This is a genomic window from Pedobacter caeni (assembly GCF_900129215.1).
GTDB lineage: Bacteria > Bacteroidota > Bacteroidia > Sphingobacteriales > Sphingobacteriaceae > Pedobacter > Pedobacter caeni.
In genome coordinates this window covers 274,842-290,933 of the sequence record NZ_FQUQ01000008.1, presented here as the reverse complement: position 1 = coordinate 290,933, position 16,092 = coordinate 274,842, and the positions used below count along the sequence as shown (strand labels likewise).

The following is a 16,092-nucleotide window of genomic DNA, read 5'->3' as shown; positions in this document are numbered from 1 at the left end:
TTAATAAATTTCCTTATCTTGGGGGAGTGAAAAAGGAGGAGATTTTAGCGCAATATATGCCCCCGGCTGCAGCGCCAATCATCGCGAAGTGGATAGACTATTTTCAATGCGAGTTTAAAATATCTAAAAACAGAACGACGAAACTTGGTGATTACCGGCATCCTTACCGGGATTTAGGGCATAAGATATCGGTCAACAATGACCTGAACGCCTATGCCTTCTTAGTGACCACGGTGCATGAATTTGCACACCTGCTCACCTGGAATGACCATAAGAACAAAGTGAAGCCCCACGGTGCAGAATGGAAGCATAATTTCAAACGCATGATGGCTCCTTTTATCGAACAGGGGGTCTTTCCTCAGGATGTTCAGCAAGCGATCGTAAGTTACCTGAATAACCCTTCTGCAGCCAGCTGCACTGATCTGAAACTATCCCGCGCTTTAAAAAAGCATGACCTCCCCAGGGATGCTTCCAGACTGGAAGAGTTGCCTTTAGATGCTGTATTTACCATAAAAGATGGCCGGCAGTTCAGAAAGGGAGAAAAGCTGAGGAAAAGATACCGTTGCCTTTGTCTGACCAATGGTAATGTCTATTTGTTTAACCCCCTGGCAGAAGTAACTCTGGCAGCTACAGGTACATAAACGGCCTCTTTATCTTCCACTTTCCATTTAAAATTTAGTTTTTCATTTTTGAAATTTCCAGGCAGGGCTTTGAGGCTGTCTGTAAATGCGTCTGGTTCTTTTACCAGGATGCTGGCTGTAAAGCCATTTTGGGCCTTGCTTTTCAGCTGAATGATGTTTTCGCCAGGAATGTCGATATACTGATCAAACCACATTTCGTACTGGTTAGTTCCGGCAATGGCCTCATCCCATGTCCTGATGTTTTGCTGGTAATCATCTTCTTTAATGGAATTGTCTTTAATCGATTTAAGGGACAGGTAGGGCTGGGTTAGTAAGGCAGAGGCGGAATTGCCCTTGCGCTGTTCTTTGCTGAAAGCAATGTTATTTCTCAGAAAAACCCGGGTATCGGTATATTCATTATTGGATTTATTGCTTTCCTGTACCATTATTAAACTGTCGTTTTTGAAGTAGTATTTTTTAGTGCTGCTGTTGATAAGGCCATTATCTTTCTGTTCCACATATAAGATGGCTTTGCCATTGGAGCTGTACCTTTCTGCGTACATGGATTGCTCCCCCTGAAGGTACACCAGGCTGCTTTGTTTTTCCAGGTGATCCAGGTTGGCATCTATAGAATCTGCTAAAATCCGAATGGTTTTATCTGTCATTGCCGTTGCGGATGATTGCGTAATGAGATCTGCCTGCGGGTGCCTTGGCTGCTGGTTACAGCCTGATATTAAAAGACTGGCCGAAAGGGAGTATACAATATAAGAGATCTTCATAACGTTTTATTTAGGTATTGATAAAGGCGATTATCATGCCAAATGGCTTTCCTGTTATTAAAAAGAAAAAACCATGAAAAACAAATTATCCCCTTTCACTCTATTTCAACCTGCCAAACTAAAGGTCCTGTTGTCCCTGGGCTTTAAAGGTTATCTGGCCGAAAAAGGTTGGTTTGATGCCTACCGGACCAAGTCAGCAATCAGTGAAGATGGCGATCCCATTGCCTGGGTCACCTATTCTTTTATTGATTTTATTAAGGAGAGAATCAATAAGCAACATTCCGTGTTTGAGTTCGGTTCCGGTAATTCAACCTTATTCTATGCAAAACTTTCCAAGGAAGTTTATTCCGTAGAACATGATAAAAGCTGGTTTGAAAAGAATGCAGAACTGGAGGCTGCAAATGTCAATATGATTCATTGCGATCTTGCTGAAAATGGCGATTACTGCCGGAGTGCGAAGGACACCGGAAAGAAGTTTGAGCTCATTGTTGTGGATGGGAGAGACCGGCTGAATTGTTGCGAACAGGCCATTAGCTCCTTAACTGAAGATGGGGTGGTGGTGCTGGATGATTCTGAAAGAAATAAATATGCAGCAGCATTTGAGTTTTTTAAAAGACACGGGTTTAAACACCTTCCATTTACAGGAATGGCGCCCGGAGTGATCGTCTCTAAATGCACTTCTATCTTTTATAAACCGAATAACTGTCTGGATATTTAATAATGAGACGTTAATAAGCTGTTAATTTCTGGATGCTTGCTTTCAGGCGGCTTTTGGCAAGAAAACTTTCTTCCAGGATTTTGCTCATTGGAATGGCAGTGTCTGAACTCGCACAACGCATTACAGGGGCATCCAGGTGCTCAAAACAATGTTCGGCAATCCATGCTGCCAGTTCTGCTCCAAAGCCGTTGCTCAGGGTATCTTCATGCAGGATCAGTACTCTTCCTGTTTTCTTTACAGTTGCGGCTACTGCTGCTTTATCCCATGGTTGCAGACTACGTAAATCCAGGAGATCCGCACTGATTTCCGGATGTTCGTCCAGATAGGAAAGGGCCCAGTGTACGCCGAGTCCATAAGTAATGATACTCAGTTGTTCCCCTTCTTTGATCAGATTGGCTTTGCCTATTTCCAGGTTATATTCTCCAGATGGGACTTGTCCGCTTAAGCTGCGGTATAAATATTTATGTTCAAAAAATAATACAGGATTTGGATCGTCAATTGCCGAAAGCAATAATCCCTTCGCATCGAAAGGGAAGGCCGGATAGACGATTTTTAAACCAGGCGTTTTTGTGAACCAGGCCTCGTTGCTTTGGGAATGAAAAGGGCCTGCACCGGTTCCGGCTCCTGTAGGCATCCTGACCACCACATCGGCTTTTTCTCCCCATCGGTAATGGGTCTTTGCCAGGTTGTTTACGATCTGGTTGAATCCACAGGTCACGAAATCAGCAAACTGCATCTCCACCACCGCTTTATAACCATTGATAGAGAGGCCTAATCCGGCCCCTACAATTGCCGATTCACATATTGGGGTATTCCGGACCCTTGATTTGCCGAAAAGGTCTACAAACCCGTCAGTGATCTTAAACGCACCCCCATATTCCGCAATATCCTGTCCCATCAACACAAGGTTATCGTGTTTCTGCATACCGGTTTTTAAGGCATCAGTAATCGCATCAATGTACCTGACTTCTGTGGATGCTCCGACTGGTTCAATAGCTTGATAAATATGAGGAGCATACATGTCTTCCATCTCCCTGTCAATATCTGCTGCCGGTTCTTCTTCCAGGAAGGCGGCTTCCACTTCCTGTTCGATTCCGGCTTTAAAATCCGCCTTAATCTCTGCAATACTTTCCCGGCTAAGCACTTTCTGTTCCAGCAGGTATTCCTCAAAACACTTTACTGGGTCTTTCTTTGCCCAGAGGTCAAATAGTTCCTGTGGAACATATTTTGTTCCTGAGGCCTCTTCATGGCCCCTCATTCTGAACGTAAGGCATTCTACCAGAACAGGTTTAGGATCATTCCGCATCTTTTCTGCGATATCAGAAAGGGTGTCGTAAACTTCAAGAATGTTATTCCCATCGATTTGAATGCCTTCAATTCCATATCCTGCGGCTCTATCCACAAGGTCTTTACATTTAAATTGCTCGTTTATTGGTGTAGAGAGGCCATATCCGTTGTTTTCAATTAAAAAGATCACGGGCAGGTTCCATACCGAAGCCACATTTATGGCTTCATGAAAATCACCTTCACTTGTGGCTCCTTCGCCTGTAAATACAAGGGTAGCCTGTTTCTTATCTGCAATAAGATCTGCAAGGGCAATCCCATCGGCAAGTGCCATCTGAGGCCCCAGATGGGAAATCATTCCAATAATTTTATACTCCTGTGTGCCGAAATGGAAAGAGCGGTCCCGACCTTTTGTAAAGCCGGATATTTTACCCTGCCATTGGGCCATCAGCTTTTTTAAAGGGATGTCCCGGGCGGTAAATACCCCCAGGTTTCTATGCATTGGAAGAATATATTCGGTTTCCTTCATCGCTAAAGTACTTCCTACGGCGATGGCCTCTTGTCCGATTCCGGAAAACCATTTGCCTATTCTGCCCTGACGTAATAAGATAAGCATTTTTTCCTCTACCATCCGGGGGTAAAGCAATTGCGTGTATAAATCTAATAAGGTAGCATCATTCTTATCTTTTCTGTCAAACTGCATAGTTATATGTTTTTGTCCGCTTTATTTTTCTCCTGATAGCGTTTGGCAAAGGACTTTGGTGCAACTTCCGGCATACTGCGGTATTTGCCCCAGGTCTTCTTGAAAAGGAACTTCAAAAAGAAGTTTTTGATCTTTCCGCTTACCATATCCATTCTTGATCTTTTTTGCATCCCTGTATTGAACAGTTTCCAGCCAATCTCTTCAGATTTGCTGTTCTCATGATCTGCAGCTGCATCTCTTCTGTTGAGCAGGAGCATTTTATGGATGTCTATCTTTACCGGGCATACTTCAGAGCATTTACCGCATAGGCTGGAGGCATAGCTCAGGTGCTTGAACTCTTTCATTCCCTTCAGGTGAGGGGTAATGATGGAGCCAATAGGGCCACTATAAGTGGTGTTATAGGTATGTCCACCAATATTTTTATACACAGGGCATGCATTCAGGCAGGCTCCGCATCTGATACAATACAGACCCTGGCGCTGGTCTTTCTGAGCCAGCAGATTGGTACGTCCGTTATCCAGTAAGATGACATACATCTCTTCAGGGCCATCGGTTTCATCCGGTCGTCTTGGGCCACTTAAGATGGTATTGTAGACGGTTAGGTTTTGTCCGGTTCCATGGCTGGCAAGCAGCGGCCAGAAGAGGTCGAGGTCTGCCATAGAGGGGATGATTTTCTCAATTCCCACAATGGCAATATGGATTTTAGGAAATGTAGTACATAACCTGGCATTTCCCTCGTTTTCAGTCAGTGCAATACTTCCGGTATCTGCGATTAAGAAGTTTCCCCCGGAAATACCAATATCTGCTTTCAGGTATTTTTCCCTGAGCAGTTCTCTTGCTTTTTGTGTCAATTGCTCCGGTGTGGCATCGACAGGTGTTCCAAATTTGTCATGAAACAGCTTGGCGATCTCCTCTTTACTAAGGTGCATGGCCGGGGTTACAATATGGTATGGTGGCTGACCAAGAAGTTGTACGATGTATTCGCCCAGGTCACTTTCCAGGGATTCAATATTGTTCTTTTCCAGGAAATCATTAAGGTGGATTTCCTCGGTGGTCATGGATTTCGATTTGATGACCGTCTTCCCGCCATTCCGCTGAATGATGTTCAGGATTTCTTTTTGGGCCTCCTCAGCATCATTTGCCCAGATCACTTTTCCTCCTCTACGCTGAAAATTGGATTCAAATTCAGGAAGAAACTTGTCAAGGTTCTCCATCACCCGCCATTTAATCACATGGGCCTTCTTCTTTGAGTTTTCTAAATTCTCAAACCTCGATATGCCCCTGTCTACCGCAACATTATATTTGCCAATATTATGATTAATTGTCTTGCGATGCCCTAAATCAAAAGCCTTTTCATCGGCCTTAACCAAAAATTCATCAGATATCTTCATCATCTTCAAATATAAAAATAATTAGGCTTCGGTCATGATCTGCCTGATTTATTTCCCAATCTAATGTTTTTTATTGCTTCTGAAATGTAATCGGGTTCCGGAAGCTCCTGTTTCGCAGGTTTCGACGAAATTTTTTGTGTCCGTTGGTCGAATAGTTAGGGCAGTTGGTCGACAGTTACTGCGGCATGGTCTAATGCGCCAAAAAACGCTGAAACGTTTCTCCAGAGATGATGTCTTATCTACAAAACAACAATTAAATAATTAAAAACTTAAAATATAAAGTCATGAAAACTTCCATCAAAACCTTATTCGCCTCAGCTTTAACTGCTATCGTTTTAACTTCTTCAGCCTTCACTACTTTTGCAAAAGACACCACACCCGTAAGTGCAGCAGCTAACGTAAAATTCAACAAAGTAGTGGTAACCGGAAATGCCAAAGTGGTATTGGTACAATCAAATTCAGAAAGCATTACCAGCTATGACGAATTGAGTGCAAGCACTACAGTTCAACAAAAAGGATATACTTTGTACATCAACTCCACAGCGGTTAATCCAGAAACCATTTATGTATCGGTAAAAGACCTGCAAAGAATTGATGCATCCAACACTGCTCAGGTAAAAACCCGTGGTAACTTTGACCTGGCTGTTCTTCAGATTTTCCTGAAAGATGGGGCAAAAGCAAATGTAAATGCAAAAGTAGGTAGCCTTTATACTGACATGAAAGACCAGTCGGACTTGAAATTAAGTGGTTCATCAGCAGAACACAACCTGGTAAGAAATGATGTATCTAAATTAAACCTGAATGATTTTGTGATTGCCAAACTATAAAAGACCGACCCCATAAGAAAGAAATGAATTCATTTCTGCAAAAAACCGCTCATCCGAATGTGCGGTTTTTTTGTGCATAAAAAAACCTGCACGAGGCAGGTTTTCAGCGTATTGAAAATTTTTAGTTCTTTGGTGATCCGTCTTCGTTTTTATCTACTTTAGGACGGGTAGCACGATTGGCCAGTTCCCATGCGGTGTAATAAACCAATCTTGCTCTTTTGGCAAGCATAGGGAAATCTATTTTGCTGATTTCATCTCCTGGCTGATGGTAATCTTCATGCACCCCATTGAAGTAGAAAATTACAGGAATTCCGTGTTTGGCAAAGTTGTAATGATCAGAACGGTAGTAGAAGCGGTTCGGATCCGTTCTGTTGTTATATCTTTCATCCAGATTGATATTTACATAGTCCTTATTTGCTTTTTTACCGATTTTGTCCAGTTCAGTGCTTAACATATCCGAACCAATGATGTAAACGAAGTTGTTGTCGGCAGCATGATCTTTATCACCTCTTCCAATCATATCAATGTTCAGGTTGGTAATGGTGTTTTCCAAAGGAAATATTGGGTTTTCGGAATACCATTCCGAGCCTAACAGTCCTTTTTCTTCGCCGGTAACTGTCATAAACAGGATACTTCTTTTAGGGCCTTTACCTGCTTTTTTCGCTTTGGAAAATGCTTCTGCCATCAGGAGAACTCCCGTTGTTCCGGAACCATCATCATCAGCTCCATTGTTGATTTTATCGGTTCCTTTTACTTCAGGGGTAATCCCGATATGGTCATAATGGCCGGTAACGACTAACACCTCATGTTTAAGCTTAGGATCTGAACCTTCCAGGAATCCCAGTACATTTTCTGCCCTTACTTTAGTTTCCTGTTTCTTTGCATTTGCAGATATGGAAACGTTGATTTCCTGCGAAGCAGGTTTTCCAGTGTCGGTGATCTTCTTTTTGAGATCAGTGATGTTTGTTTTTGCAACAGCGAGGATCTGGTTGGCCACAGTAGTGCCAATTGTAATGGTTGGAATTCCTTTCGGTGCTTTCATTCTATCCAGCTCTTCTTTGGTTTTCATCACCATTTGTGAAGAAAGAAGATAGCTCCTGAGGTTTTCCGGCATCATGTCAACCGTAGGGTCGATGACCAATATGGCAGCGGCCTTATTTTCCGTTAAGTATTTTATTTTAGCGTTGATGGCTGTTTTGCTGTTCGAAGAAGCCGAACCGGCAGGATCTCCGGATTTGAAGAGCATGACTACTTTTCCATTGATATCGATCCCTTCAAAGTCATTGTAACCTTCTCTGTTTAACCCGTAACCAGCGAACACCACACTATTGGCGTTTACGGCAAAACCATCTGATGAAACGGATTGAGGGACGATATAAAAGTCTTTAATCGCTTCTGCCGGCTGTCCGTTAATGGTTAAGACTTGTGAAAGGTTAAAGGTAACCATATCAATTGGCTGAAAATAATCTCCGTTTACCGGTCCTTTCAGGCCAAGACTTTTGAAGTAATTTTTAATATAATCAGCGGCCATCCATCCTCCTTTAGTACCTGTTTCCCGGCCTTCGTAGGCATCAGAAGCAAGTACAGACAGGTGTTTATAAGCATTGTCTTTAGTGATGGTTTTACTGAACCTCACGGCATCCGGGTTTTGTGCGGAGGCCGAGCAGGCCATGGTCAGCACAAAACTGGCATACAGGAAATGTTTTTTCATCAGTTTATATTGGTTTTTAAGGTAATGAAACCATCATAAAGCTTATGATGGTTTCCTGAGTTGAGTTTTTATCGGTTGGTTGAGTTGATGATTCCGGAGCTTAGCAGGAGATTTTGTTCACTCTGCCTTCATGTCTTCCGCCTTCGAAAGGTGTATTTAAGAAAGTAGTGGTCATTTCTTTTGCCAGGTCTTCAGAAACAAATCTTGCCGGGATGCATAAAATGTTGGCATTGTTGTGCATTCTCGCCAATTCGGCAATCTCATTTAGCCAGCAAATGGCCGCACGGATATGCTGATGTTTGTTTGCCGTAATTGCTACTCCGTTTGCACTTCCACAAACCAGAATGCCAAAGGTGTATTCCTTGCTTTCTACTGCTGAAGCTACCGGGTGGGCAAAGTCAGGATAATCGACAGACTGTGTCGAATGTGTTCCAAAGTCTTTGACTTCATACTCGGTTAAAAAGGATTTTAACAACTCCTTGTATTCAAAACCAGCGTGGTCAGCGCCGATTGCAATTTTGATTTTTGTTTCTGTTGACATCTTCAAAAATATATAGAATAATAATAAACGAACGTAAGTATCTTGTTAGTCTTTTCTCACTTTAGCTACCCCGTAAAGTTCTTTATTTTTCTTGCGTTCTATGTTTGCTGAGATGTAAATACTCAATTCATATAGCAGGAATAAAGGAAGGGCAACAATCATCATGGTATAAGGATCGGCAGTTGGGGTAACCACTGCAGCAACGATCAGAATTAATATGGTGGAGTACCTTCTGCTGGCACGCATAAATGCAGGCGTCATGACCCCTAACTTTGAAAGGATATAGATGATTACCGGAAGCTGGAAGATGACACCCGAACCAAGGGTTAGGGTCATTACAGAAGACAGATAAGAGTCTATGGTAAACGTATTCTGAATCTCCGGACTGACAGTGAAATTGGTCAGGAAGTTGATCGACAATGGGCAGATCATGTAATATCCGAAAAGGATACCGAGAAAGAAAAGAATGGAAGCAAAGGCAACGAAACCACTTGCAGATTTTCTTTCATTTTCATGAAGGGCTGGTTTAATGAACAACCAGAGTTCGAACAAGAGGTAGGGGATACCCAGGATGATCCCTACCATCACACAGGAATTCAGCTGGAGGGTAAATTGCCCGGCCATTTCCGTGTTGATGATCTTTGCATCAATTTTGGTGATACAGAAGTCGGGCCCGATTGCAGGGAACTTCTCCACGAGTTTACACATCATTCTGTAGGTCCAGAAATTAGGGTTTTTAGGCCCCATGATGATGGTATTAAAGATAAAGTCAGTAAAATAAAACGCTCCGGCGGTTAAGACCAGGACCACGGCTAATGCGCGTAACAGATGTTTTCTAAGGACATCTATGTGGTCAAAGAATGACATCTCTGCCTCTAAAGTTTTTCCTTTTTCTTTTATAGCACCAATAAGGTCCCTTTTCTTAGTATCACTCATGTACGTTATTTGTAAAACAAAAATACCATTCTATTGTATTCAGAATGGTATTTACGTTTTAAATCTACTAAATAGTTTTTCTATTCTGAAAATTCGAAGGTTTCCATAAACTTCGTGGTAAAATTACCAGCCCTAAAGTTAGGATCTTTCATCAGTTTTAAGTGGAAAGGTATCGTAGTTTTTACACCTTCGATCACAAATTCGCTTAAAGCACGTTCCATGGTACTGATGGCTTCTTCCCGTGTTTGAGCCACACAGATCAGTTTTGCAATCATTGAATCGTAGTTTGAAGGGATTTGATAACCAGCATATACGTGTGTATCCACCCTTACCCCATGACCACCCGGAGAGTGGAAGTTGGTAATTTTTCCAGGAGAAGGTCTGAAGTTGTTAAAAGGGTCTTCAGCATTGATCCTGCATTCGATGGCATGCATATCCGGTAAATAATTTTTTCCGGAGATTGGAACGCCTGACGCAACTTTAATTTGTTCTTTGATCAGGTCATAATTGATTACCTCTTCTGTAACCGGGTGTTCAACCTGGATACGGGTATTCATTTCCATGAAATAGAAGTTGCGGTGTTTATCTACCAGGAATTCGATGGTTCCTGCACCTTCATATTGTACCGCTAGGGCACCTTTGATGGCAGCGTCACCCATTCTTTCTCTAAGCTCTGGCGTCATGAAAGGAGACGGTGCTTCTTCTACCAGCTTTTGATGGCGGCGTTGAATAGAGCAATCACGTTCTGACAAGTGGCAGGCTTTACCATACTGATCTCCGATAATCTGGATTTCAATGTGGCGTGGATCTTCGATATATTTTTCTAGGTAAAGACCATCATTTCCAAAGGCTGCACCCGATTCTTGTCTGGCACTGTCCCATGCATTTTCAAAGTCTTCATCTTTCCAGACTACGCGCATTCCACGGCCACCACCACCGGCAGTAGCTTTCAGAATCACAGGATAGCCCATTTCATTGGCAATTTTAATACCGTCTTTGAAGTTGTCAAGTAAGCCTTCCGAACCTGGAATGGTTGGAACACCTGCTTTTTTCATCGTTTCTTTTGCGGAAGCTTTATCACCCATAGAGTTGATCTGCTCCGGAGTAGCTCCGATAAATTTGATTCCATAATCACGGCAAACGGAAGAAAACTTCGCGTTTTCAGAAAGGAAACCGTAACCTGGGTGTATGGCATCTGCATTTGTTAATTCTGCAGCCGAGATAATATTTGGGATGCTCAGGTAAGAATCCTTACTTGGCGGAGGTCCTATACAAACGGCTTCATCGGCAAAGCGTACGTGTAAACTCTCTCTGTCTGCAGTAGAGTAAACCGCAACGGTTTTGATGCCCATTTCTTTACAGGTGCGGATGATGCGTAAAGCAATCTCGCCCCTGTTGGCAATTAGTATCTTTTTAAACATATATGTCTATTAAGTAATGAGCTGTTGATCTTTGTCTTTTATCAGGCAAGTTTCAACAAGACAGATTACATAGGTTCAACTAAAAATAACGGTTGGTCATATTCTACTGGAGAAGCGTTTTCTACAAGAACCTTAACGATTCTTCCGGAAACTTCACTTTCGATTTCATTGAACAATTTCATGGCTTCAATGATACAGATCACTTTACCTACCGCGATTTCATCACCTACATTGGCGAAAGAAGGTTTATCAGGGCTTGATGAACGGTAGAATGTTCCGATCATAGGTGATTTTATAGTGATGTATTTAGAATCGTCTTCAGCAGCAACGCTTGCTTTTGTTTCTGTTGGTGCTACCGGTTGAGGTGCTGCCGCCGCCGGAACTACTGCCGGAGCAATCTGAGCCGGAACGGTTGCATGAACAACTGTTGGTGCCTGATTGGTTTTGATAGTAATTTTGAAGTCTTCCTGCTCAATAGCGACTTCATTTACGCCCGAACGAGAAACAAATTTAATAAGTTCCTGAATTTGTTTGATATCCATTTTTTGGTGTTATTTAGAGAAAACAGTATGTCTTAACAATTACCTAAGTTAAGATTAATTATTTTAATAAAATTTAATAGGCCCATTTTAAGTACACGGATCCCCAGGTAAAACCACCTCCAAATGCTGCAAGGATAATGTTATCGCCTTTTTTTAACTGGCTTTCCCATTCCCATAAGCAAAGAGGTATTGTACCGTTAGTGGTGTTTCCGTAACGTTGAATGTTGATCATTACTTTTTCTGTGCCAAGGCCCATTCTGGATGCGGTAGCATCGATGATCCTTTTGTTGGCCTGATGAGGAACCAGCCAGGTTACATCATCTGAAGTCAGGTTGTTCCTGTCCATGATCTCTGCAGCCACATCTGCCATATTGGTTACGGCAAATTTGAATACTGCCTGACCTTCCTGGTGCACAACGTGCTCATTGTTGTCTACCGTTTCATGGCTTGCCGGTCTGGCTGAACCTCCGGCTTTCTGATGCAGGAACTGACGGCCGGAGCCATCGCTTTTCAGGATAGAATCCTGGATGCCCATTCCTTCTTCATTAGGCTCTAAAAGAACAGCACCGCAGCCATCACCAAAAATGATGCAGGTGGTGCGGTCCTGATAATTGATGATAGACGACATTTTATCGCCACCAACAACCAATACTTTTTTATGTTTACCCGATTCGATGAACTGTGCTGCGGTAGAAAGTCCGAAGATGAATCCGGAACATGCCGCCTGCAGGTCATATCCCCAGGCATTCTTTGCGCCAATTTTATCGGCTAAGATATTTGCTGATGCAGGAAAAGGCATGTCGGGGGTGGTGGTACAAAAGATGATCAGTTCGATCTCTTCGGCAGTAATTCCACGTTTTTTAAGCAATCCGTTCACGGCATGAACCGCCATGTCTGAAGTGCCTAATCCTTCACCTTTCAATATTCTCCGCTCCTTGATACCGGTTCTGGAGGTTATCCATTCATCCGTAGTGTCTACAATGGATTCAAGCTCTTTATTAGTCAGTACGTAATCTGGTACGTAACCATTAACAGCCGTAATCGCAGCGTGAATTTTATTCATTTTCAATGTTCTTATTTAAATGCAGCTTGAATTTTACCTACCAAGCCAGTAGTAATCATGTCCCTGGATTGCAGGATCATGTTTTTGACCGCAGTCGGACTTGAAATGCCATGACCTATGATCACAGGGGCATTGACACCTAAAACCGGGCTTCCGCCGTAGTTTTCGTAGTTAAAGCGGTCAAAGAATTCATCTTTTAACCCTCTTTTTAGTGTCAGTACATAAAATGATTCTGCCAGTTTCAGCATCACATTTCCTGTAAATCCATCGCATACAATAACGTCGGCTTTATCGTTGAATAAGTCCCTTCCTTCTACATTTCCCACAAAGTTAAAAAGATGGGTATCCTTCATTAAAGGGAAGGTAGCGAGACTGAGCATATCACCTTTCTCATCTTCCTCACCAATATTCATCAGGGCTACCTTAGGATTTTCTATCTGCATGACATATTCCGCATACAAACTCCCCAATATACCAAACTGAAGCAAGGTATCCGGCTTACAATCGGCATTTGCGCCAACGTCAAGCATCAGGCCTACGCCACCGCTAAGTTTAGGAAGAAAGGTTGTGAGACATGGTCTGATGATTCCGGGAATAGTTTTTACGCTAAATACGGCACCAACGAGCATAGCACCAGAGTTACCGGCACTGGCAAAAGAATCCAGTTTACCTTCTTTAAGTAAGGAGAAACCTATAGCAATACTGGAATTAGGCTTTTGAACAATAGCCTTAGTGGGATGTTCGCCCATACCAATCACTTCTTCGGTATGAACATATTCAAAGTGATCCGGATTGAATCCGTTTTCAGTGAGAAGGGGCTTAATCTGCTGCGTATCTCCGATCAGCACTATGTGCTCTCCGGGAGATAACAATTGATGGGCAGCTATTGCTCCTAAAACGTTTGCTTTAGGAGCATAGTCTCCGCCCATTATATCGAGACCTATTTTCATAGTAAAAAATCAGTTTGTGTTAGAAGGCACAATTGCCTTTGTTTCCAGTCGCTAAAGGTAAACTTAAACCGACTTAAAACACAAACTATTTTTCAAGAAAATTAACCTATTGACGTGTTTTCAATAACCAATTTACCGTTGTAGTATAGGTTACCATCAACGTTATATGCATGGTGAGGTACGTGAATTGCACCAGTGGTTTGACAAGTAGCCAAAGAAGGAGCTACAGCTTTATAGTGAGTTCTTCTTTTATCTCTTCTACTTTTAGAAATCTTGCGTTTTGGATGTGCCATTGCTGATTTGTTTAATTATTATTTTAATTTTTTTAATGCTGCCCAACGCGGGTCATCATCGTTGTTTTCTTCTACTTCTGGTGTTCCGGCCGACAAGCTTTTTAATCTGTCGATCATCTCCTGATCACATTTCTGGCCATCGCCATCCTGTTCACAGATTTTAATATAAGGTACTGAAACGGTGATGAGTTCATAAATAGGAAGGGCTACATCGAGCTCACTTTCTTTTTTATTCAGGATAATGATTTCTAAATCATCACTTTCCAGTTCATCTTCAGCAAACTTTACGATCTGCCTTTCCTGTACTTCTATTGGTGCATTAAATTCTGATAAACATTTATCACAATCCAATACAATTGTTCCTTTGACATGGATCTGCAAAATTAACATTGTTTCCTGTTTATCCAGTTCAATGTTCACTTTTACCGTTCCCTTTTTTACTAAAGAGTATTCAAAGGCGTCAAAAAAGCTGTTATCAACGTCAAAGTCAAACTGATGCTTGCCAATTTTTAAGCCGGTAAAGGGGATTGAAAATTGTTTTAATGGTTTCAATTGTAACAAAATTTTAGCCCGCAAATGTAGGAATTATTTTATAGAATTAAAATGTTTTTTCATTCTAATTTGCATCATCTTTTGTATCTGCTGCAGTTTCTATAATTTTTCCGCCACTTCTGAGCTGGTTTTTCAATAATTCTTCCTGTTCTCTTCTGTTCCTCACGATGTGAGTTGCTGCAAATAAGGCTTCTATAAATGAAGTCGGATCTGCGAGGTTCTTTCCTGCAATGTCGTATCCTGTGCCATGATCCGGCGAGGTACGGACAATTTTAAGGCCTGCAGAGTAGTTCACACCTGTGCTAAAAGCAATGGTTTTGAAAGGGATTAAACCCTGGTCATGGTACATCGCTAAAACAGCATCAAATTGTTTGTAACTGCCTTTGCCAAAAAATCCGTCGGCAGGGTAGGGACCGAAGCAAATTACCCCTTTATCGAAGGCTTGCTGAATGGCCGGCATAATGATTTCTTCTTCTTCTTTGCCTAATAATCCATTATCCCCTGCATGTGGATTCAGTCCAAGGACAGCAATTTTCGGTTTCTCAATCCAGAAATCTTTTTTTAAGCTTTCGTTCATCAGCACCAGTTTTTTAACGATTTTATCGATGGTAATGCTTTTTGGAATGTCGGCAATCGGAATGTGTCCGGTCACGACCCCCACCCTGATGTCTTCACTTAACAGGAACATCAGCACATCATTACTTCCACTGCGTTCCATCAGGTATTCGGTATGTCCCGGGAACTTAAAGGTTTCTGACTGGATGTTATGTTTGTTGATTGGTGCGGTAACAAGTGCATCAATCTCTCCTTTTATTAAATCTTCTGTTGCTTTCTCCAGCGAAAGGAGTGCATATTTGCCTCCAATTTCATTGGCCACGCCCAGGTCGATCTTTACATCTTCTTCCCAGCAGTTGATGATATTTGCCTTTTTGGGATTGGCAAGTTGTGCTTCAGTAATTACGTTGAAGTTGAAATCACTTAAGCCTAAGGCCTTGCGGTGGTATGAAGCAACCTTTGTATGTCCGTAAACGATGGGTGTACAGTAATCAAGGATCCTGCTTTCTGATAAAGTTTTAAGGATGACCTCTAAACCAATACCATTGACATCACCTATGCTTATTCCAATTTTAATTTTATTGCTCATACTTCAAGAAAAATTTAGCGCAAAATACAGATTTCATTTTAAAATGGCCGGATTTTTCCTTTTGAAGGGTATTCTATAGTGCTGGATCTACTGCTGACCAGGTTATTTTTCTATTGGTAAAGTGCTGAAAAGCATTAAATCCTGATTTTTCTCTGAGGCTCAGTATTTTCTGCAGGTCTGCTTGTTCCGCAAGTTGCGTGTCTGAATTGAAATAGCTGATGATGTATGGGCTTGCTTTTCCATTAATAAGTGGGATTTGGAGGGTGCAGAAGGCATTGAAAATCCCCCGGTCACCTAACATTAGAGCGGTTATTTCTTCTGGTGTCTCAAATATATAAAGACTGATTTCAGGCAGATGTCCGATGTATTCAAAAAGAAAATGCTCCCCTTTAAGCAGATCTCCTTCTACTTTATCAGGTTGTTTGAGCATCAAATCCTTGTGTATATCCTCTAATTCAAGAGACAATTCTTCTTGCCCGATTTGATTTATTTCTTGCCTGATGGTCTCAAGGATTTCATTTAGCCTCATTGTTGCTGATTTTTATCATTCAAATTTCCAATAATTTCAGCTGTAATTCAAAGCCCGATGATCAGGCTAAGATTTGATCGTCTTTCTT

The 16,092-nt window shown here is 41.9% G+C and carries 17 protein-coding genes; 3 read left to right on the top strand and 14 right to left on the bottom strand.

Annotated elements, in window-relative coordinates:
• Positions 1-26: 26 nt before the first annotated feature.
• Positions 27-641 carry a SprT-like domain-containing protein gene (locus BUC20_RS31815; protein ID WP_234994635.1) on the top strand — a complete coding sequence of 205 codons (615 nt, stop codon included), beginning with the start codon at positions 27-29 and terminating at the stop codon, positions 639-641.
• Here the strand turns inward: BUC20_RS31815 and BUC20_RS31810 are convergent.
• Entirely contained in the window at positions 590-1,399 is an 810-nt protein-coding gene (locus BUC20_RS31810) for a hypothetical protein (protein WP_073238314.1), read from the bottom strand. The two genes, BUC20_RS31815 and BUC20_RS31810, sit on opposite strands and share 52 nt — an antisense overlap.
• A gap of 73 nt (positions 1,400-1,472) precedes the next feature.
• On the opposite strand from BUC20_RS31810, the gene BUC20_RS31805 reads away from it, so the two are divergent.
• Positions 1,473-2,117 (top strand): class I SAM-dependent methyltransferase, encoded by a 645-nt coding sequence (locus tag BUC20_RS31805; protein WP_073238311.1) that lies wholly within the window; start codon positions 1,473-1,475, stop codon positions 2,115-2,117.
• Positions 2,118-2,127: 10 nt separating this feature from the next.
• On the opposite strand, the gene BUC20_RS31800 is transcribed toward BUC20_RS31805, so the two are convergent.
• Together BUC20_RS31800 and BUC20_RS31795 are read right to left on the bottom strand one after the other, a co-directional pair.
• Positions 2,128-4,104 (bottom strand): alpha-ketoacid dehydrogenase subunit alpha/beta, encoded by a 1,977-nt coding sequence (locus BUC20_RS31800; RefSeq protein ID WP_073238309.1) that lies wholly within the window; start codon positions 4,102-4,104, stop codon positions 2,128-2,130.
• 2 nt (positions 4,105-4,106) lie between these two features.
• Positions 4,107-5,498, bottom strand: coding sequence for a LutB/LldF family L-lactate oxidation iron-sulfur protein (locus BUC20_RS31795; RefSeq protein ID WP_073238306.1), 1,392 nt, complete (start codon positions 5,496-5,498; stop codon positions 4,107-4,109).
• A gap of 281 nt (positions 5,499-5,779) precedes the next feature.
• Between BUC20_RS31795 and BUC20_RS31790 the strand changes: the two genes are divergently transcribed.
• A complete protein-coding gene (locus BUC20_RS31790; protein ID WP_073238303.1) occupies positions 5,780-6,322 on the top strand; it encodes a GIN domain-containing protein in 543 nt (180 codons plus the stop codon).
• Positions 6,323-6,443: 121 nt separating this feature from the next.
• Here BUC20_RS31790 and BUC20_RS31785 read toward each other — a convergent pair whose 3' ends face one another.
• From BUC20_RS31785 to BUC20_RS31735, 11 genes are all read right to left on the bottom strand, one after another.
• On the bottom strand, positions 6,444-8,033 hold the full coding sequence (locus tag BUC20_RS31785; protein ID WP_073238301.1) for a M28 family peptidase: 1,590 nt from the start codon (positions 8,031-8,033) through the stop codon (positions 6,444-6,446).
• 100 nt (positions 8,034-8,133) lie between these two features.
• On the bottom strand, positions 8,134-8,574 hold the full coding sequence (rpiB, locus tag BUC20_RS31780) for a ribose 5-phosphate isomerase B (protein ID WP_073238298.1): 441 nt from the start codon (positions 8,572-8,574) through the stop codon (positions 8,134-8,136).
• A gap of 45 nt (positions 8,575-8,619) precedes the next feature.
• The gene (tatC, locus tag BUC20_RS31775) at positions 8,620-9,510 is read right to left on the bottom strand and encodes a twin-arginine translocase subunit TatC (protein ID WP_073238295.1); all 891 of its coding nucleotides are present in this window, start codon (positions 9,508-9,510) and stop codon (positions 8,620-8,622) included.
• An 80-nt stretch (positions 9,511-9,590) separates the two neighbouring features.
• Positions 9,591-10,931 (bottom strand): acetyl-CoA carboxylase biotin carboxylase subunit, encoded by a 1,341-nt coding sequence (gene accC / locus BUC20_RS31770; RefSeq protein ID WP_073238292.1) that lies wholly within the window; start codon positions 10,929-10,931, stop codon positions 9,591-9,593.
• Between the two features lie 65 nt (positions 10,932-10,996).
• Positions 10,997-11,473 (bottom strand): acetyl-CoA carboxylase biotin carboxyl carrier protein, encoded by a 477-nt coding sequence (accB, locus tag BUC20_RS31765; protein ID WP_073238289.1) that lies wholly within the window; start codon positions 11,471-11,473, stop codon positions 10,997-10,999.
• Between the two features lie 73 nt (positions 11,474-11,546).
• A complete protein-coding gene (locus BUC20_RS31760) occupies positions 11,547-12,536 on the bottom strand; it encodes a beta-ketoacyl-ACP synthase III (RefSeq protein WP_073238286.1) in 990 nt (329 codons plus the stop codon).
• 11 nt (positions 12,537-12,547) lie between these two features.
• The gene (gene plsX / locus BUC20_RS31755) at positions 12,548-13,486 is read right to left on the bottom strand and encodes a phosphate acyltransferase PlsX (RefSeq protein ID WP_073238283.1); all 939 of its coding nucleotides are present in this window, start codon (positions 13,484-13,486) and stop codon (positions 12,548-12,550) included.
• Between the two features lie 101 nt (positions 13,487-13,587).
• The gene (gene rpmF / locus BUC20_RS31750) at positions 13,588-13,779 is read right to left on the bottom strand and encodes a 50S ribosomal protein L32 (protein WP_073238280.1); all 192 of its coding nucleotides are present in this window, start codon (positions 13,777-13,779) and stop codon (positions 13,588-13,590) included.
• A gap of 18 nt (positions 13,780-13,797) precedes the next feature.
• Positions 13,798-14,331 carry a YceD family protein gene (locus BUC20_RS31745; RefSeq protein WP_073238275.1) on the bottom strand — a complete coding sequence of 178 codons (534 nt, stop codon included), beginning with the start codon at positions 14,329-14,331 and terminating at the stop codon, positions 13,798-13,800.
• Between the two features lie 64 nt (positions 14,332-14,395).
• On the bottom strand, positions 14,396-15,475 hold the full coding sequence (gene pdxA, locus BUC20_RS31740) for a 4-hydroxythreonine-4-phosphate dehydrogenase PdxA (protein WP_073238272.1): 1,080 nt from the start codon (positions 15,473-15,475) through the stop codon (positions 14,396-14,398).
• Positions 15,476-15,548: 73 nt separating this feature from the next.
• Entirely contained in the window at positions 15,549-16,004 is a 456-nt protein-coding gene (locus BUC20_RS31735) for a hypothetical protein (protein WP_073238269.1), read from the bottom strand.
• Between the last annotated feature and the right edge of the window lie 88 nt (positions 16,005-16,092).

Bases quoted from the DNA above. Each gene is read 5' to 3' on its own strand.
- BUC20_RS31760 (WP_073238286.1), bottom strand. From the start codon at position 12,536: ATGAATAAAATTCACGCTGCGATTACGGCTGTTAATGGTTACGTACCA.
- BUC20_RS31810 (WP_073238314.1), bottom strand. From the start codon at position 1,399: ATGAAGATCTCTTATATTGTATACTCCCTTTCGGCCAGTCTTTTAATA.
- BUC20_RS31805 (WP_073238311.1), top strand. From the start codon at position 1,473: ATGAAAAACAAATTATCCCCTTTCACTCTATTTCAACCTGCCAAACTA.
- accC (WP_073238292.1), bottom strand. From the start codon at position 10,931: ATGTTTAAAAAGATACTAATTGCCAACAGGGGCGAGATTGCTTTACGC.
- accB (WP_073238289.1), bottom strand. From the start codon at position 11,473: ATGGATATCAAACAAATTCAGGAACTTATTAAATTTGTTTCTCGTTCG.
- plsX (WP_073238283.1), bottom strand. From the start codon at position 13,486: ATGAAAATAGGTCTCGATATAATGGGCGGAGACTATGCTCCTAAAGCA.
- BUC20_RS31800 (WP_073238309.1), bottom strand. From the start codon at position 4,104: ATGCAGTTTGACAGAAAAGATAAGAATGATGCTACCTTATTAGATTTA.
- tatC (WP_073238295.1), bottom strand. From the start codon at position 9,510: ATGAGTGATACTAAGAAAAGGGACCTTATTGGTGCTATAAAAGAAAAA.
- BUC20_RS31735 (WP_073238269.1), bottom strand. From the start codon at position 16,004: ATGAGGCTAAATGAAATCCTTGAGACCATCAGGCAAGAAATAAATCAA.
- rpiB (WP_073238298.1), bottom strand. From the start codon at position 8,574: ATGTCAACAGAAACAAAAATCAAAATTGCAATCGGCGCTGACCACGCT.
- BUC20_RS31795 (WP_073238306.1), bottom strand. From the start codon at position 5,498: ATGATGAAGATATCTGATGAATTTTTGGTTAAGGCCGATGAAAAGGCT.
- rpmF (WP_073238280.1), bottom strand. From the start codon at position 13,779: ATGGCACATCCAAAACGCAAGATTTCTAAAAGTAGAAGAGATAAAAGA.
- pdxA (WP_073238272.1), bottom strand. From the start codon at position 15,475: ATGAGCAATAAAATTAAAATTGGAATAAGCATAGGTGATGTCAATGGT.
- BUC20_RS31790 (WP_073238303.1), top strand. From the start codon at position 5,780: ATGAAAACTTCCATCAAAACCTTATTCGCCTCAGCTTTAACTGCTATC.
- BUC20_RS31785 (WP_073238301.1), bottom strand. From the start codon at position 8,033: ATGAAAAAACATTTCCTGTATGCCAGTTTTGTGCTGACCATGGCCTGC.